The sequence below is a fragment of the Hallella seregens ATCC 51272 genome (genome assembly GCF_000518545.1).
GTDB lineage: Bacteria > Bacteroidota > Bacteroidia > Bacteroidales > Bacteroidaceae > Prevotella > Prevotella seregens.
In genome coordinates this window covers 146,874-161,090 of the sequence record NZ_JADU01000007.1, presented here as the reverse complement: position 1 = coordinate 161,090, position 14,217 = coordinate 146,874, and the positions used below count along the sequence as shown (strand labels likewise).

At 58.1% G+C, this 14,217-nt stretch carries 11 protein-coding genes; 4 read left to right on the top strand and 7 right to left on the bottom strand.

All coding sequences use genetic code 11. The features are described from left to right. Positions 1–674 precede the first annotated feature (674 nt). From L888_RS0103000 to L888_RS0102990, 3 genes are all read left to right on the top strand, one after another. Positions 675–1,580 (top strand): serine O-acetyltransferase, encoded by a 906-nt coding sequence (locus L888_RS0103000; protein WP_005844877.1) that lies wholly within the window; start codon positions 675–677, stop codon positions 1,578–1,580. A 70-nt stretch (positions 1,581–1,650) separates the two neighbouring features. Continuing rightward, complete coding sequence (locus L888_RS0102995) at positions 1,651–2,565, top strand: YitT family protein (protein ID WP_005844878.1); 915 nt, start codon at positions 1,651–1,653, stop codon at positions 2,563–2,565. Positions 2,566–2,619: 54 nt separating this feature from the next. Continuing rightward, positions 2,620–2,967, top strand: coding sequence for a hypothetical protein (locus L888_RS0102990; RefSeq protein WP_027951819.1), 348 nt, complete (start codon positions 2,620–2,622; stop codon positions 2,965–2,967). A 141-nt stretch (positions 2,968–3,108) separates the two neighbouring features. Here the strand turns inward: L888_RS0102990 and L888_RS0102985 are convergent, their stop codons facing one another. Together L888_RS0102985 and L888_RS0102980 are read right to left on the bottom strand one after the other, a co-directional pair. After that, positions 3,109–4,311 (bottom strand): NADP-dependent isocitrate dehydrogenase, encoded by a 1,203-nt coding sequence (locus L888_RS0102985; RefSeq protein ID WP_027951818.1) that lies wholly within the window; start codon positions 4,309–4,311, stop codon positions 3,109–3,111. A gap of 161 nt (positions 4,312–4,472) precedes the next feature. After that, positions 4,473–5,330: an OmpA family protein gene (locus L888_RS0102980; protein WP_027951817.1), complete on the bottom strand. Its 858-nt coding sequence runs from the start codon at positions 5,328–5,330 to the stop codon at positions 4,473–4,475. A gap of 265 nt (positions 5,331–5,595) precedes the next feature. Here L888_RS0102980 and L888_RS14390 point away from each other — a divergent pair, with 265 nt between their 5' ends. Then, positions 5,596–5,808: a hypothetical protein gene (locus L888_RS14390; protein ID WP_156924975.1), complete on the top strand. Its 213-nt coding sequence runs from the start codon at positions 5,596–5,598 to the stop codon at positions 5,806–5,808. Positions 5,809–5,845: 37 nt separating this feature from the next. Here L888_RS14390 and L888_RS0102975 read toward each other — a convergent pair whose 3' ends face one another. The 5 genes from L888_RS0102975 to L888_RS0102955 all read right to left on the bottom strand — a co-directional run bounded on the left by L888_RS0102975 (position 5,846) and on the right by L888_RS0102955 (position 14,206). Continuing rightward, positions 5,846–6,943 (bottom strand): family 43 glycosylhydrolase, encoded by a 1,098-nt coding sequence (locus L888_RS0102975; RefSeq protein WP_027951816.1) that lies wholly within the window; start codon positions 6,941–6,943, stop codon positions 5,846–5,848. A gap of 47 nt (positions 6,944–6,990) precedes the next feature. Next, the gene (locus tag L888_RS0102970) at positions 6,991–7,566 is read right to left on the bottom strand and encodes a chromate transporter (protein WP_027951815.1); all 576 of its coding nucleotides are present in this window, start codon (positions 7,564–7,566) and stop codon (positions 6,991–6,993) included. Continuing rightward, positions 7,563–8,090 (bottom strand): chromate transporter, encoded by a 528-nt coding sequence (locus L888_RS0102965; protein ID WP_005844886.1) that lies wholly within the window; start codon positions 8,088–8,090, stop codon positions 7,563–7,565. Before L888_RS0102965 ends, L888_RS0102970 begins: the two co-directional genes overlap by 4 nt. A 132-nt stretch (positions 8,091–8,222) precedes the next feature. Next, the gene (gene purL, locus L888_RS0102960; protein ID WP_027951814.1) at positions 8,223–12,197 is read right to left on the bottom strand and encodes a phosphoribosylformylglycinamidine synthase; all 3,975 of its coding nucleotides are present in this window, start codon (positions 12,195–12,197) and stop codon (positions 8,223–8,225) included. Between the two features lie 158 nt (positions 12,198–12,355). Next, positions 12,356–14,206: a glycoside hydrolase family 13 protein gene (locus L888_RS0102955; RefSeq protein WP_027951813.1), complete on the bottom strand. Its 1,851-nt coding sequence runs from the start codon at positions 14,204–14,206 to the stop codon at positions 12,356–12,358. Between the last annotated feature and the right edge of the window lie 11 nt (positions 14,207–14,217).

The window sequence follows — 14,217 nt, the reverse complement described above, 5'->3', positions numbered from 1 at the left end:
AGCGTTCATCCTGAGCCAGGATCAAACTCTCCATGGTAAAATATAACATTGTACGTACCTACAATCACCACAAGGCCAATGCCCCACGGCAAATGAAAGCACGACGTCTTGCCTGTCACAGAACGCCTGAAAATGTATCGAAGTTCAAGTAAAACCTGTGAATCTCATCCAAAATGAATCGGACGGTTCTCATTCATACCCAATTCCCCGAAACCCAATAAAAACAGGAACGGGGACTTGCTTCTTGTACTACTACTCTGTCTATGTAAATACTTTCAAAGAACTCTTTCCTAAACGCAAACCGCCACACAGGCGGAAAGCGAGTGCAAAGGTAGACATTGCAACCAAAACAACCAAACAATCCCACAAAAAAATACAGATGAAAAACGAATTTTTCGCTTTAACGGACAAATAAAGGACACAAAAACAGAACTCACATTATTATATATATGCGCGAGAAAAAGCGGCGATCGAGGCGAGCATCACCCTCAATGATCTCCAAAGCACAGCAACCGACTCTTGGCTTCACCACCTTATCTAACTACGAACACCATACTCTATGGCAAACTGCTCCGTCTTGTTTTTCCTGTATCAGCATTATAAAGTTCGATGGACATTGTTCCATGTTCAAAGAAAAAAGTATTATCTTTGCGCCGTAAAACCAATCAACCGAAATGAACGACGAGGTGTTCCAAAAGAATGTGGCCCTGCTCACTCAAGTGACGGATGCCGAAGCACGAATGCTCCCCGACCATGAGGCCCAGCTGCCATCGGTCGAAACATTGGGCGAAATCGTGTCGCTGGTGAAGATGATGGTGTTTCCCGGATTCTTTGACAAGCGACAAATCGACAGCGACATCCGTTCATACCACATCGGCGTGAACATGGAACGTCTCGTTTGTCTGCTGAAACAACAGACCTCCTTGGCCCTGCTCTTCAACCAGCACGACACGCAGCAGGCCAAAAAAGAGGGCGACCGCCTGACCCAACAGTTCATAGACCGGCTGCCCGAACTTAAAAACATGCTCTACACCGACGTGGAAGCCGTCTTCGCCGACGACCCAGCGGCCCGTTCCTACAGTGAAGTGATTTTCTCCTATCCGGTCATTCTGGCCATGATCCACTACCGGGTGGCCCACGAACTGTACGAAATGGGGATTCCCGTCATCCCGCGAATCATCACCGAACAGGCCCATGCCCTGACCGGCATCGACATCCACCCGGGAGCCCGGATAGGTACTCACTTCTCCATCGACCACGGCACAGGCGTGGTTATCGGCGAGACCAGTGTCATTGGCAACCATGTACGCCTGTTTCAGGGCGTGACTCTTGGCGCCGGACACCCCGACCGACCCCAGCCGGCCGGCCGCAACATGGCCCGACTCTCGGTTCCACGCCACCCCATCATCGAAGACCGTGTGACCGTCTACTCCAATTCCACCCTGCTGGGACGCATTACCATTGGGCACGACACGGTGGTGGGCGGCAACGTCTGGCTCACCCACAGCGTGCCGCCTGGCTCTCTTGTCCTGCAAGGCAAGTCGCAGGACTTGAGCTTCTCCGGCGGCCTGGGGATTTAGCTACCGAGCATCGGGAGACCGTCATCAAGGTGACGGGAAGAAAAAACAGACTGCATTTAAACCAAACACCATGAATTTCAAGAAGACAACGTTAGTGAATGAAATTCGCGACTATGTGATGATTCTCATCGGAATGCTCTCCTACTGCATCGGGTGGAACATCTTTCTGCTGCCCAACAGCATCACCACGGGGGGCGTTCCGGGCATCGCTTCGGTTGTGTTTTGGGGCACAGGCATTCCCGTTCAGTACACCTACTTTGCCATCAACGCCGTCCTGCTGGTGGCGGCCCTGCGCATTCTGGGCTTCAAATTCTGTATCAAGACCATCTATGCCGTCATTGCACTGACCACCATGACCGTTCTGACACGGCAACACGGCGCGGACATGCGCCTGCTTCACGACCAACCCTTCATGGCCAGCATCATTGGAGCCATCTTCTGCGGCTCGGGCGTGGGACTGGGCTTCTCGTTCCACGGATCCACCGGAGGCACCGACATCGTGGCGGCCATCGTGAACAAGTACCGCGACATCTCGCTGGGCCGTGTCATTATGATTTGCGACATCTTCATCATTTCCTCGTCCTACCTGGTATTTCACGACTGGGAAAAGGTCATCTACGGCTATGTCGTGCTCTGGGTGACGAGTTTCTGCGTGGACCAAGTGGTGCAGTCCACCCACCGCAGCGTACAGTTTTTCATCATCTCGGACAAGTATCAGGAGATCGCCTCGCGCATTGCCGTCTATCCCCACCGCGGCGCAACCATCATCGAGGCCCACGGCTTCTACACGGGGCACGGCGTGAAGATGCTCTTCATCATGGCCATGCGCCGCGAGAGCAGCATCATCTTCTCCATCATCAACGAGATAGACCCCAAGGCTTTTGTCACGCAAACCAACGTGATCGGCGTCTACGGCGAGGGATTCGACAAGTTCAAGGTGAAACCCCGGCCGCAGACTACAGAGCATGCCAAGGCCATAGAATGAGGTTTTCGGCGGGCTTACGGGTTAGAAAAAGATTAAACACAACAATAAACAGCCATGAACAAGAAAAACATTTTGCGCGGACTGCAGCTCTTTCTCTTCCCCCTGCTGCTGTCGTCATGTGCCGCCCTTGGGATGAGCGGGCAGCTGAAAGCAATCAGCAAGATACATCAGGGCCAGACTCAGCAGCAAGTTCTCTCCGCGATGAAAGGCGAACCCAAGTACCGGCGCTTCATGGAGAACGGCATCGAACAGTGGGAATACCACAAGAACGTGTGCCTCAACGGCGACTACGACGTGGTGCTCATCGGTTTCCGCGACGGCCGCGTGGTCTCCTTAGACTCCTTCCCCTACGTCTATCCCAAGGCTCCCGAGTCGTCGCAACCGGCCGGCCCACAGCGGTAACTGCCCGTATGGCATCCGCGCCCACCCAGCCATAGCAGAAGAAGTGCGGCCGGTCCTCACTTCTTCTACGCTCACAGACTTCTACCGTACATCAAGTCGCGAGGGGAGCCGCACCATGCGACTCCCCTCACGACTTTCTTGTCAGAGCACAATCCGCTCACGGATGGCCGCTATGAAGCCGGCCGAATTCACGGCCCGGGGCTCCACACCCTCCATGAGCCCCACGAGGTCTTTGGTGGCAATGCCGGCATTGAGCGTGTCAAGACAGGCCGCCTCCAGCCGGTCGGCAAAGTGCACGAGGGCCGGCAGACCGTCCAGCTCGCCGCGTTTGCGCAGGGCACCGCTCCATGCAAAGATGGTAGCCATGGGGTTTGTCGAGGTTTCCTCGCCCTTGAGATAGCGGTAATAGTGGCGGGTCACGGTGCCGTGGGCCGCCTCGAACTCGTAGTTGCCGTCGGGCGAGACGAGCACCGACGTCATCATGGCCAGCGAGCCGAAGGCCGTGGAGAGCATGTCGCTCATCACATCGCCGTCGTAATTCTTGCAGGCCCAGATGAATCCGCCCTTCGACCGCACGACGCGCGCCACGGCATCGTCTATCAAAGTGTAGAAGTATTCGATGCCGAGCCGGGCAAACTGCTCCCTGTAGTCCTGCTCGTACACCTCTTCAAAGATCTCGCGGAAGCGTGCGTCGTAGGTCTTCGATATGGTGTCCTTGGTGGCAAACCACAGGTCTTGCCGCGTGTCTACGGCAAACTTGAAGCAGCTGTGGGCAAACGAACGGATGCTTTTGTCGGTGTTGTGCATGCCCTGCAACACGCCGGAGCCCTCGAATTCGTGTATTTCCACCTCCTGTCTGCGGCCGCTCCGGCCCTCGAACACCAGCCGCGCCGTGCCGGGTTCGTCCACTTTCAGCTCCACGCTCTTGTACACATCGCCGTAGGCATGACGGGCAATGGTGATGGGCTTCTCCCAGTTGCGCACCACGGGCCGTATGCTCGGGATGGTGATGGGAGCGCGAAACACCGTGCCGTCCATGATGGAACGGATGGTGCCGTTGGGGCTCTTCCACATGTGGTGCAGGTGGTATTCGTCCATGCGCTGGGCGTTGGGCGTGATGGTGGCACACTTCACGGCCACGCCATACTTGCATGCAGCACGGGCCGAGTCGACGGTCACCTGGTCGTTTGTACGGTCGCGGTTGGGCAGACCAAGGTCATAATATTCCGTCTTGAGGTCGACAAAGGGCAGGATGAGCTCTTCCTTAATCATCTGCCAAAGGATTCGAGTCATCTCGTCGCCGTCCATTTCGACCAGCGGGGTCGTCATCTTGATTTTCTCCATAACCTGTCTTTTTCAATGAACGAGTGTGCCAAAACGCCGGGTTGTTGCCGCAACGCAGAAGCATGCGCCCCATAAGACCGAAAGCCGAACAAAGCCCACGGATACCCACGGGGTGTGCTCCTACGCGTCAAACCCAGTCATTTGTCTTGACACACACGCCGTTACTTGTTGCTGTCTTCGGGTGCCTTGTCGATGAGGTCCATAAACTGGTCGAGCTTCGGCGTGATGATAATTTGCGTGCGGCGGTTGCGCTGCTTGCCCACCTCGGTGTCGTTGGAGGCCACGGGGTTGAATTCGCCGCGTCCACCGGCCGTGAGCCGCTTGGGAGCCACGCCGAAGCGGTCGATGAGATACTGCACCACACTGGAGGCGCGCAGGGCCGAAAGGTCCCAGTTGTTGCGGATGTTGCGCATCGAGGCCGCGTCGGTGTTGATGGGTACATTGTCGGTATTGCCCTCGATGAGCACGTCGTAGTCCTTGTAGTCGGTGATAATCTTGGCAATTTTACTCAACGTTTCCTCGGCCCGGTCGTTGATTTCGTAGCTTCCGCTCTTGTAAAGCATGTTGTCGGCAAGCGAAATATAGACCACGCCTTTGAGCACTTGGACGTCCACTTCCTTCATTTCCTCCTTGCTCAGAGAGCGTGTCAGGTTGTTGGTGAGCACCATATTGAGCGAGTCGCTCTTGCTCTTCACCTCCACCAGATGGCGTATGTACTGGTTCGACTCGTTGATTTGGTCGACGAGTTTGGAAATGTTCACGTTGTTGTCACTCGTATTGGCCAGGCTCTTGTCCAGGCTGCGCTGCAGGGCCGCATAGTCGGTCTTCTGCTGGGCCAGCTGCTCTTGCAACGAGGCCGAACGGGCCTGTGAGGCGGCCAGCTGCTCCTTGGCGTCCTGATAGTTGGCCGTGAGCTCACGATTCTCGTTCTGGCAATTCTGCAATTCCTTCTTGCTGGCGCAGCCCGTAACGAGCAGCGCACCTGCCAGCAGGGTCAGCACTAAGATGTTCTTTTTCATATTGTTCTCATTTTTAGTTGTGATTTTACCATAGGGTGGCGGGCTTCTCCCATTGCCAGTTACCCTTTAGACGGCCCAGCCGCCTGATTGTTGCATTGCGTTAGGTTTATTTAACCGCTTTCGGCGGGCTGCGTCCCTATCGTCCGGGCCGGCTGTCCAAGCCTGGGGCAACGAGGGAAACAACGGCCGAAAACCATTCTTCATGAATGGTTGCACTTAGGTTTGCACGGCCAAAGTTACGACTTTTCGTTCACAAACAAGCCTTTTGGATTACATTTTATCACAACACGGGGCAAGAAATAACGCATCGTTCACTCTCCCCGACTTCGCCAACCTGCCGGCTGCATGCCGCGGCGGCGGCGCGATGGCGGTGCAAACGCCGCGCGACAACGGCGTAAACGCCACGCGATCGCGCCGTAAACGCGGGGCGATGACGGCGCAAACGCGAGGCGAAAACGGCGCAAGCCAAGCGGCCTGAACAAAAAAAGACGGTGGAAGAGCCCAAGGCGGGCCAGTCAACGGGCCCGCGAAGAGGCTGGTTCCGCCGACAGGACAGGCCAGCCTTTCTTCCATTTGATGGCACGCTGCACCAGCACCGACTGGCCTTGCAGCGGGATGGAGTAGCCGTGGCAGACGAAGAGGTCGGTGCCTTTCACATCCCCGGCGGCGGGCAGCGCATAGGCGGCGCAGTGGCCGGCGGCCTCGAAAGTGTGGCCGTCGCCCCCGAACACCTCGGTGCCACCGCCCTCGGTCATGGGCCGCCCCTGGCGGTCCACGTAGGGTCCGGCCACATGCCGGCTGCGGCCCACGGCCACGCGGTAGGTGCTCTGGCTGCCGCGGCAGCAGTAGTCCCAGCTCACAAAGAGATAGTAGTAGCCGCCGTGGCGGAAGATGAACGGGGCCTCGATGGCGTTGGTGCCGGCATGGCGCGACGTGGGATTCTCCTGCTGGTAGGGCGCTCCCGGAGCGTAGCGGCGCGCTATGGTCTGTGGCGGGGCGGCCAGGCGCAGCGTCAGGCGGCCGTCGGGGGCCGTAGCCTCCGTGAGGGGAGCCAGCTGAATGCCGTCCCAGAACGAGCCCCACGCCATCCACAAGCGGTCGTCGTCGTCAACAACGAAGTTGGGGTCGATGGCGTTCCAGTTGTCGCGGCCCTCGCGGCTGGCCACCAGGCAGCCACCGTCGTGCCAGTCGGCAGCGGCCAGCGACGTGGCCGAGAGCAGCCCAATGGCCGAGGTGTTCTTGCCAAACGTGGAACAACTGTAGGCCATCCACCAGCGGCCGTGCCAGCGAATGACGTCGGGGGCCCAGACGTGGCGGTCGAATCCGGGCACGCTGTCGCGCGTCCACTGCGGAATGTCGCGGAGTACGCCGTCGCGCTGCACGTGCCAAGTGCGGCGGTCGGCCGAGGTCATGGCGCCGATGTTCGTGCCCGTGCAGAAGAGATAACAGCGTCCGTCTTCAAAGGCCAGCACGGGGTCGTGTACGAAAGGCGTGTCGGTGGTGAAGGTCAGGGGGCGCAGGGGCGCGGCGGGCGCGGGGTCGGCGGGCTGGGCCTGCGCCGCAACAGCGGAGAGCACGGCGCAGAGCGTGAGGGCCAAGGGGGGTCGTTTCATAAGTGGTGAGGGGTTAAAATGAATCAAAACGGAGTGCGGCCGTGCCCTCAATAGAGCAGCAACAGACCGGCCAGCGCCGCATAGCAAATCATGCGGATGGGGTTGACCTTGAACCACATCGTGCCCACAAAGGTGGCGGCGAAGAGTGCAAGGCTGATGCCGAACTGCCAGGGGCTGACGCTCGGGCTGGAGAAGTTCTCATCGTTACAGAGCAGCAGCGTGGCGGCGGCCAGCAACCCCACGACGGCAGGACGCAGTCCGGCAAAGACGTGCTGCACGGCGGCGGTCTTCGTGTACTTCATGAACATCTTGCTGATGAGTATCATCAGCAAGAACGAGGGCAGCACAAGGGCAAACGTGGCCGTGGCCGAACCGAGGCAAGAGAGCCACAAACCATAGCCGGCATTGTGCACGGCGGTGTAGCCGCAGTAGGTGGCCGAGTTGATGCCAATGGGCCCCGGCGTCATCTGCGAGATGGCCACGATGTTGGTGAACTCGGCCGTGGAGAGCCAGTGGTGGCGCACCACGGTCTCGGTCTGGATGAGCGACAGCATGCCGTAGCCGCCGCCGAAGCCGAAAAGGCCTATCTCAAAGAACGTGACGAACAGCTGGACGAAGATCATAAGGCCATCCTCCCGTATACGTAGCCGCCCACGCCGGCGGCAATGATAATCCAGATGGGGTTCACGCCAAAGGCCCAGATGAGCAGGGCCGAGGCCACGGGAATCCAGCAGTTGGCCAGATTGATGCGTGCGCTTTTGGCCAGACTGAACGTGGGCACGGCGATGAGGGCCACCACGGCGGGCCTGATGCCCCTGAACATGGCGGCCACCCACCCCACGTCCATGAACTGATGGAAGGCGATGGCAATCATCAAGATGATGAGAAACGACGGCAGCGCGGTGCCCACCGTGGTGCACACCGCCCCGCGATGGCCGCGCAACCTGTAGCCGATAAAGGTGGCGAGGTTGATGGCAAACACGCCGGGGCAGCTCTGGGCAATGGCTATCAGGTCGATGAACTCGTCCTTGCCAATCCACCGGTTCTTGTTCACGACCTCGCTTTCGATAATCGGAATCATGGCGTATCCTCCCCCAAGGGTGAATGCGCCAATCTTGAAAAAGGTGGTGAAAAGGGTTCTGTACATGCGTTGGAAATTATTGGAGTGACGGAGTTAAGGAGTGATGGAGTTAAGACAACAGGCTATTGGGACGTTTTCTTCCCTCCAACCATTTGTCTTAACTCCATCACTCCTTAACTCCCTAACTCCCTCATTGAATTATTTTTCGAGCCTTTCCTCCACCCACTTGCGGGCGTTGACAAAGGCTTCCATCCACGGTGTCAGCTCGTCGGCACGGCGGTCGGCCGGGTACCAGGCGTTCTGCCAGGGGAAGACAGACCGCTCGGGGTGCGGCATCATGGCCAGATGGCGGCCGTCGGCCGAGCAGATGGCGGCCACGTTGTAGTCGCTGCCATTGGGGTTGCCGGGATATTCGGCATAGTTGTACTTGGCCACGACGTTGTAATGGTCCTCGGGTTCGGGCAGGTAGAAACGGCCCTCGCCGTGGGCCACCCAGATGCCGAGCTTGCTGCCACCCAGACTTCCCAGCATGATGCTCTCGTTCCGGGGGATGGAAAGGCTGAGGAACTGGCTCTCGAACTTCCGGCTCTGGTTGTGCGTCAGGTGCGAGCGGTGCTTGTGTTCAGGATTGATAAGGTTGAGCTCCACCATGAGTTGGCACCCGTTGCAGATACCGAGCGACAGCGTGTCCGGGCGGGCATAGAAGCGGTCGAGCGCCTCCTTGGCCTTGGGATTGAAGAGGAAAGCGCCCGCCCATCCCTTGGCAGAGCCGAGCACATCGGAGTTGGAGAAGCCGCCGCAGAACACAATCATGTTCACCTCGTCCAGTGTTTCGCGGCCGCTTATCAAGTCAGTCATCATCACATCCTTGACTTCAAAGCCGGCCAACCACAGTGCATAGGCCATCTCACGCTCGCCATTCGTTCCCTTTTCACGGATGATGGCGGCACAAGGCCTTTGGTCTTCGGGCTGTGAACCGTAGTCTTTGAGCTGTGAACTATGGTCTGTGAACTGTAAACTGTAGTCTGTGAATTTTGAATTTTGAATTTTGAATTTTGAATTCTTCCCCTCTTCTTTCCACCGGTCGGGGTTCAGGCCGAGCGAAACAAAGGTTCCTTGGAAGCCGTCGGCGAACTTCATCTCCAGCGGCTGCTTCTTGTAGTTGAGCCAACGCTTGCGTGCCATGCCGTTCCGGCTCTGGTTGCGGTCGAGCAGATAGGAGGTCTTGTACCACGTGTCGCGCAGGGCGTCGATGTCGAACTCATGGTGGAAGTCGCCCTTCACCACCACTATCTTGCGCTCGGCGGGCGTGGGATAGGCTATCTTGGCATAGCCGATGCCGTTGGCTTCAAAGTATTCACGCAGGTCTTTCTTGTGCTGGTCGCTCACCTGAATGACCACGCCCGGGTTCTCGGCAAAGAGCATTTTCACCACGTCGTCTCCGCTCTCGGGGGCTACATCGTGCAGGTTTACGTGCATGCCGCCCTCGACATTGGCAAACGTCATCTCCAGCAACGTGATAATGAGACCGCCTGCCGATATGTCGTGTCCGGCCATGATCCATCCCTTTTTGATGAGTTCCTGCACGGCGTTGAAGCAGTCGGCGAAGTACTCCGGGTTCTTCACCGTGGGCACGTCGCTGCCTATCTTGCCCAGCGTCTGGGCCAAGGCCGAACCGCCCAGACGGAGCCTGTCGAAGCTGAAGTCGATGTAGTAGAGCGAGGAATTCTTGTCGTTCACCATCACAGGACTCACGGTTTGCTTCACGTCGCTCACCTCGGCGCCGCTCGTCACAATGACCGTGCCCGGCGCAATAACCTTGCGCCCGTCGGGATATTGCTGGCTCAACGAGAGCGAGTCCTTGCCCGTGGGCACGTTCAGACCCAGGCTACAGCAGAAGTCGCTCAGGGCCTCGACGGCCGTGTAGAGGCGGGCGTCCTCGCCTTTCTGGCTGCGGCAGGGCCACATCCAGTTGGCCGAGAGGTTCAAGTTCTGCACGGGGTAGGGATGATTCACGTCTGTTGCCACGGGTGCCCACACGATATTGGTGAGGCTCTCGGCCACGCTCAGCACGCTTCCGGCGGCCGGATCGGCCATGCCGGCCTGGGGGGCATGGCCCAAGGCCGTGGCAATGCCTTTCTCACCACGGTAGTCGAGCGCCACGACGCCGCAGTCGCTCAGCGGCAGTTGCACCTGCCCCTGCGTCTGCTGGCGGGCCACCTTGCCCGTCACCGAGCGGTCCACCTTGTTGGTGAGCCAGTCCTTACAGGCCACTGCTTCCAGTTGCAACACGTTGTTGAGGTATTCGTCCAGATGCTCCACCGAGTAGACGGCATCCTCGTAGTGGCGCACCACGGTCTCGTCGCGCATCACCGTCTTGGGCGAATGGCCAAACATCTGGGCCACGTCGAGGTCGAAAGGCTTCACGCCGTCGCCCTGCCTGAAGCTGAAGTGGGCGTCGCCCGTGGTGCGGCCCACCACATACAGTGGGGCACGCTCACGCTCGGCGATGCGCTTCACATGGTCGAGATGCTTCTCGTCAATGAGCAATCCCATGCGCTCCTGGCTCTCATTGGCGATGATTTCCTTGGCACTCAAGGTCTTGTCGCCGATGGGCAGCCTGGTCATGTCTATCTCGCCGCCACACTCCTCCACCAGTTCGGAGAGGCAGTTCAGGTGGCCGGCAGAGCCGTGGTCGTGGATGGAGACCACGGGATTCACGTCTTCTTCGACCAAGGCGCGCACCAGATTGTAGGCACGTTTCTGCATTTCGGGGTTGGCTCGCTGCACGGCATTCAGCTCGATGCCGCTGGTGTAGCGGCCGGTGTCCACGCTCGACACCGAGCCGCCGCCCAGTCCGATGCGGTAGTTGTCGCCGCCCACGACCACGATTTCGTTGCCCGGCCGGGGCTCTTTCTTCAGGCAGTCGCGCTTCTTACCATAGCCCACGCCGCCTGCCAGCATGATGACTTTGTCGTAGCCATAGACCTGCGGGGCAGCCCCCGACCCCTCCGACGGGAGGGGAGTGCCGTCCGGGCGTGTTGCTGTGTCGGCGGATGAGGTCTGGTATTCAAAGGTCAACACTGAGCCGACAATCAGCGGCTGGCCGAACTTGTTGCCGAAATCGCTGGCGCCGTTCGAGGCCTTGATGAGGATTTGGTCGGGTGTTTGGTAGAGCCAAGGGCGTTCCGGGATGCTGTCTACCCACGCACGCCGTGCTGTTGTATCGGCATGCCCGCTGCCCTCTCCCATCGGAGCGGCGTCAGCGGAGGGGGTGCCGGTGGAGAGACTGCGGGGGTAACTCGTCATGTACACGGCCGTGCCGGCAATGGGCCAGCTGCCCACGCCGCCGCCCATGCGGTCGCGTATCTCGCCGCCTGTGCCTGTAGCAGCGCCGTTGAACGGCTCGACGGTCGTCGGGAAGTTGTGGGTCTCGGCTTTCAGAGAGACTACACTCTCAATGGGCTTCACGCGGAACCAGTCGCTTGTGCTCTGATCCTCGGGTGCAAACTGCTCCACCACCGGGCCCTGCGCAAAGGCAACGTTGTCCTTGTAAGCCGAAAGTATCTTGCCGGGATTCTCTTTTGTGGTCTTCTTAATCAGTGCAAAGAGACTCGACTCGCGCTCCTCGCCGTCGATAATGAACGTTCCGCCGAAGATTTTGTGGCGGCAATGCTCGGAGTTGATTTGGGCAAAGCCGAAAATTTCCGAGTCGGTAAGCGGGCGGCCGTTTGCTTTCTCGATCTTGTGCAGGTATTCTATTTCTTCAGGACTCAAGGCCAAACCCTCCTCCTCGTTGAACTTCTCCAGGTCGTCCACGTGCCTGATGGGCTCCGGTTCATGGTTCACCGTGAAGACGTTCTGGTCCAGACCGCGGTACATGCGCTGGAGCATCGGGTCGTGGTCGGCCGCCTCACTCTTCACCGGGAAGAACTCTTCTATACGCAAAATGCCATTGAGACTCATGTTCTGGGTTATCTCAACGGCATTCGTACTCCATGGAGTGATCATCTCGCGACGCGGTCCAACAAAGAAGCCTTCCAGCTTCTCGGCCCTCAATGGCTCGGCATCGCCATAGAGCCAGCACAGTTCTTTTGTCTCCTGCTCACTGGGCCGATGGTCCATTTCAGTGGCAATGATGTTCTCCTTAGGAGTCTTAAAGAAAAGAATCATAATCTTCCTGTTTAATAATTAAGGTGTGATACTATGATGCAAAGGTACTTGATTTTTTTTGCCCAAGCAATGATTTACCCTTAATTTTAAGACGATAAAGGCCTTGTCGCCGGTTATGGCAACAAGGCCCTTGCCTTTAAACAGGACCGTAGAAAGACTTAGTATTCCAGTATCAGCGTTTCGCGGCCGGCCAAGGGGATGTCCTTGGTCAGGTCAACACGCTTTCCGGTCAGCACGTCGGTGGCCTGGGTGTGGCTGCCTATCACCTCGGCATAACGTCGAACAGCCATCGAGGCCTCGCCGTGCTTGCCGTTGAGGACGGTGAGCACCGTGTGCCCCGCATGCCGACGGGCTATGACATAGACGCCTTTCCAAGGGATAAACTGCGTCTGCGTGCCCTCGGTGATGACAGCATTGCCCTGCCGCCAGTGGAGAAGCCGGCTCAACCACGCAAACATGGACTGCTCCTCACGCGTGCGTCCGGCCGGGGTGAAGCAGTCGCGGGCGTCTCCGGGGAACCCGCCGGGGAAGTCCTTGCGCACGTTGCCGTCGCTCGTCTCCTTGGTTCCGTTCATCAATATCTCCGTGCCGTAGTAGAGTTGGGGAATGCGATTGATGGTGAGCAGCAGGGCAAGAGCCTGTTTCAGAGCCGTGGTGTCCTTGCCATTGCCCAGGAAACGGTCGGTGTCGTGGTTGTCGATGAACGCCATCACACTCCGCGGGTTGGCATACACGTAGTCGTAGCACAGCACGTTGTAGATGCGGTTGAGCCCTTTCCACCAGTCGTCGGTCTCCTCGTTCTTGGCCTGATTCAGGCGATCGTAGAGGGCAAAGTCCATGACTGTCTTCAGATAACTGTTGGAATCCGAGAGCCTCGATCCTTTCTGCCAGGTGGCTGTATAGGCGGGTTCCGTCACCCAAATCTCGCCCACGGTGTTGAAGTTGGGGTATTCGCGGTCGAGTGCTTCCATCCACCGGGCCATGCCCTCGCGGTCGGCATAGGGATAGGTGTCCATGCGGATGCCGTCGATGCCCACCGTTTCGATCCACCACATGGAGTTTTGAATGAGGTATTTCATCACATGGGGATTGCGTTGGTTCAGGTCGGGCATGGAAGAGACGAACCATCCGCCCATGGTTTCATCCTTGTCCACCTGCGAAGCATAGGGGTCGAACACGGGCGTGAGCTTGTAACTGGTCTGCAATCCGTAGCCCGGATGATTGAACCAATCGGCTGAAGGCACGTCTTTGTTCCACGGATGGAAGTCGCCGCAATGGTTGAAAATCATGTCCATCACCACTTTGAGCCCCCGCTGGTGGGCCTCATCCACGAGCTGGCGATAGTCTTCATTGGTACCGAAGCGTGGGTCCACGCGATAGTAGTCGGTCGTGGCATAACCATGATAAGTGCTGTACTTGCCCTCGTCGGCCGGGCGGTCATTCTCCAACACGGGGGTGAGCCACAGGGCCGTGACCCCCAATTCGTTGAAATAACTGAGGTGCCGGCGGATGCCCTCCAGGTCGCCGCCGTGGCGCAGACTGGGTTCCCGGCGGTCGCACAGCTTGTCCTGCATCGTCTTGAAAGCGTCGTTCTTGGGATTGCCATTGGCAAAACGGTCGGGCATGAGCATATAGAGCACGTCCTTATTGGTGAATCCCATGTGCTTCTCGCCCGCCATTTCGCGGGTCTTGAGCAGGTATTTCACGCGTTTGTTCTGCTTGCCCTGCCTGAAGCTGAGCGTCATTTCGCCGGGCTGCGCCCCCTGCAGGTTGAGGTAAACGAGCAGATAATTGGGAGAATCGAGGCGCACAAGCGAGTCGAGGCGCACGCCCGGATAGTCGGTGGATACGTCGGCCGCCCCAATATTCTGGCCATAAACCATCAGCTGCAGGCTGGGATCTTTCATGCCGGCATACCAGTCGGTAGGGTCTATACGGTCTATTTTCACTTGTGCGCTCATCAGAAAGGCCTGTGCCAACAGTATCAACGTAAGAAGTTGTTTCTTCATTTCAAGGGATA

Coding starts and splice junctions, on each gene's coding strand:
- L888_RS0102990 (WP_027951819.1), top strand. CDS start 2,620: ATGAACAAGAAAAACATTTTGCGCGGACTGCAGCTCTTTCTCTTCCCC.
- L888_RS0103000 (WP_005844877.1), top strand. CDS start 675: ATGAACGACGAGGTGTTCCAAAAGAATGTGGCCCTGCTCACTCAAGTG.
- L888_RS0102995 (WP_005844878.1), top strand. CDS start 1,651: ATGAATTTCAAGAAGACAACGTTAGTGAATGAAATTCGCGACTATGTG.
- L888_RS0102970 (WP_027951815.1), bottom strand. CDS start 7,566: ATGATCTTCGTCCAGCTGTTCGTCACGTTCTTTGAGATAGGCCTTTTC.
- L888_RS0102980 (WP_027951817.1), bottom strand. CDS start 5,330: ATGAAAAAGAACATCTTAGTGCTGACCCTGCTGGCAGGTGCGCTGCTC.
- purL (WP_027951814.1), bottom strand. CDS start 12,197: ATGATTCTTTTCTTTAAGACTCCTAAGGAGAACATCATTGCCACTGAA.
- L888_RS0102955 (WP_027951813.1), bottom strand. CDS start 14,206: ATGAAGAAACAACTTCTTACGTTGATACTGTTGGCACAGGCCTTTCTG.
- L888_RS0102985 (WP_027951818.1), bottom strand. CDS start 4,311: ATGGAGAAAATCAAGATGACGACCCCGCTGGTCGAAATGGACGGCGAC.
- L888_RS0102965 (WP_005844886.1), bottom strand. CDS start 8,090: ATGTACAGAACCCTTTTCACCACCTTTTTCAAGATTGGCGCATTCACC.
- L888_RS0102975 (WP_027951816.1), bottom strand. CDS start 6,943: ATGAAACGACCCCCCTTGGCCCTCACGCTCTGCGCCGTGCTCTCCGCT.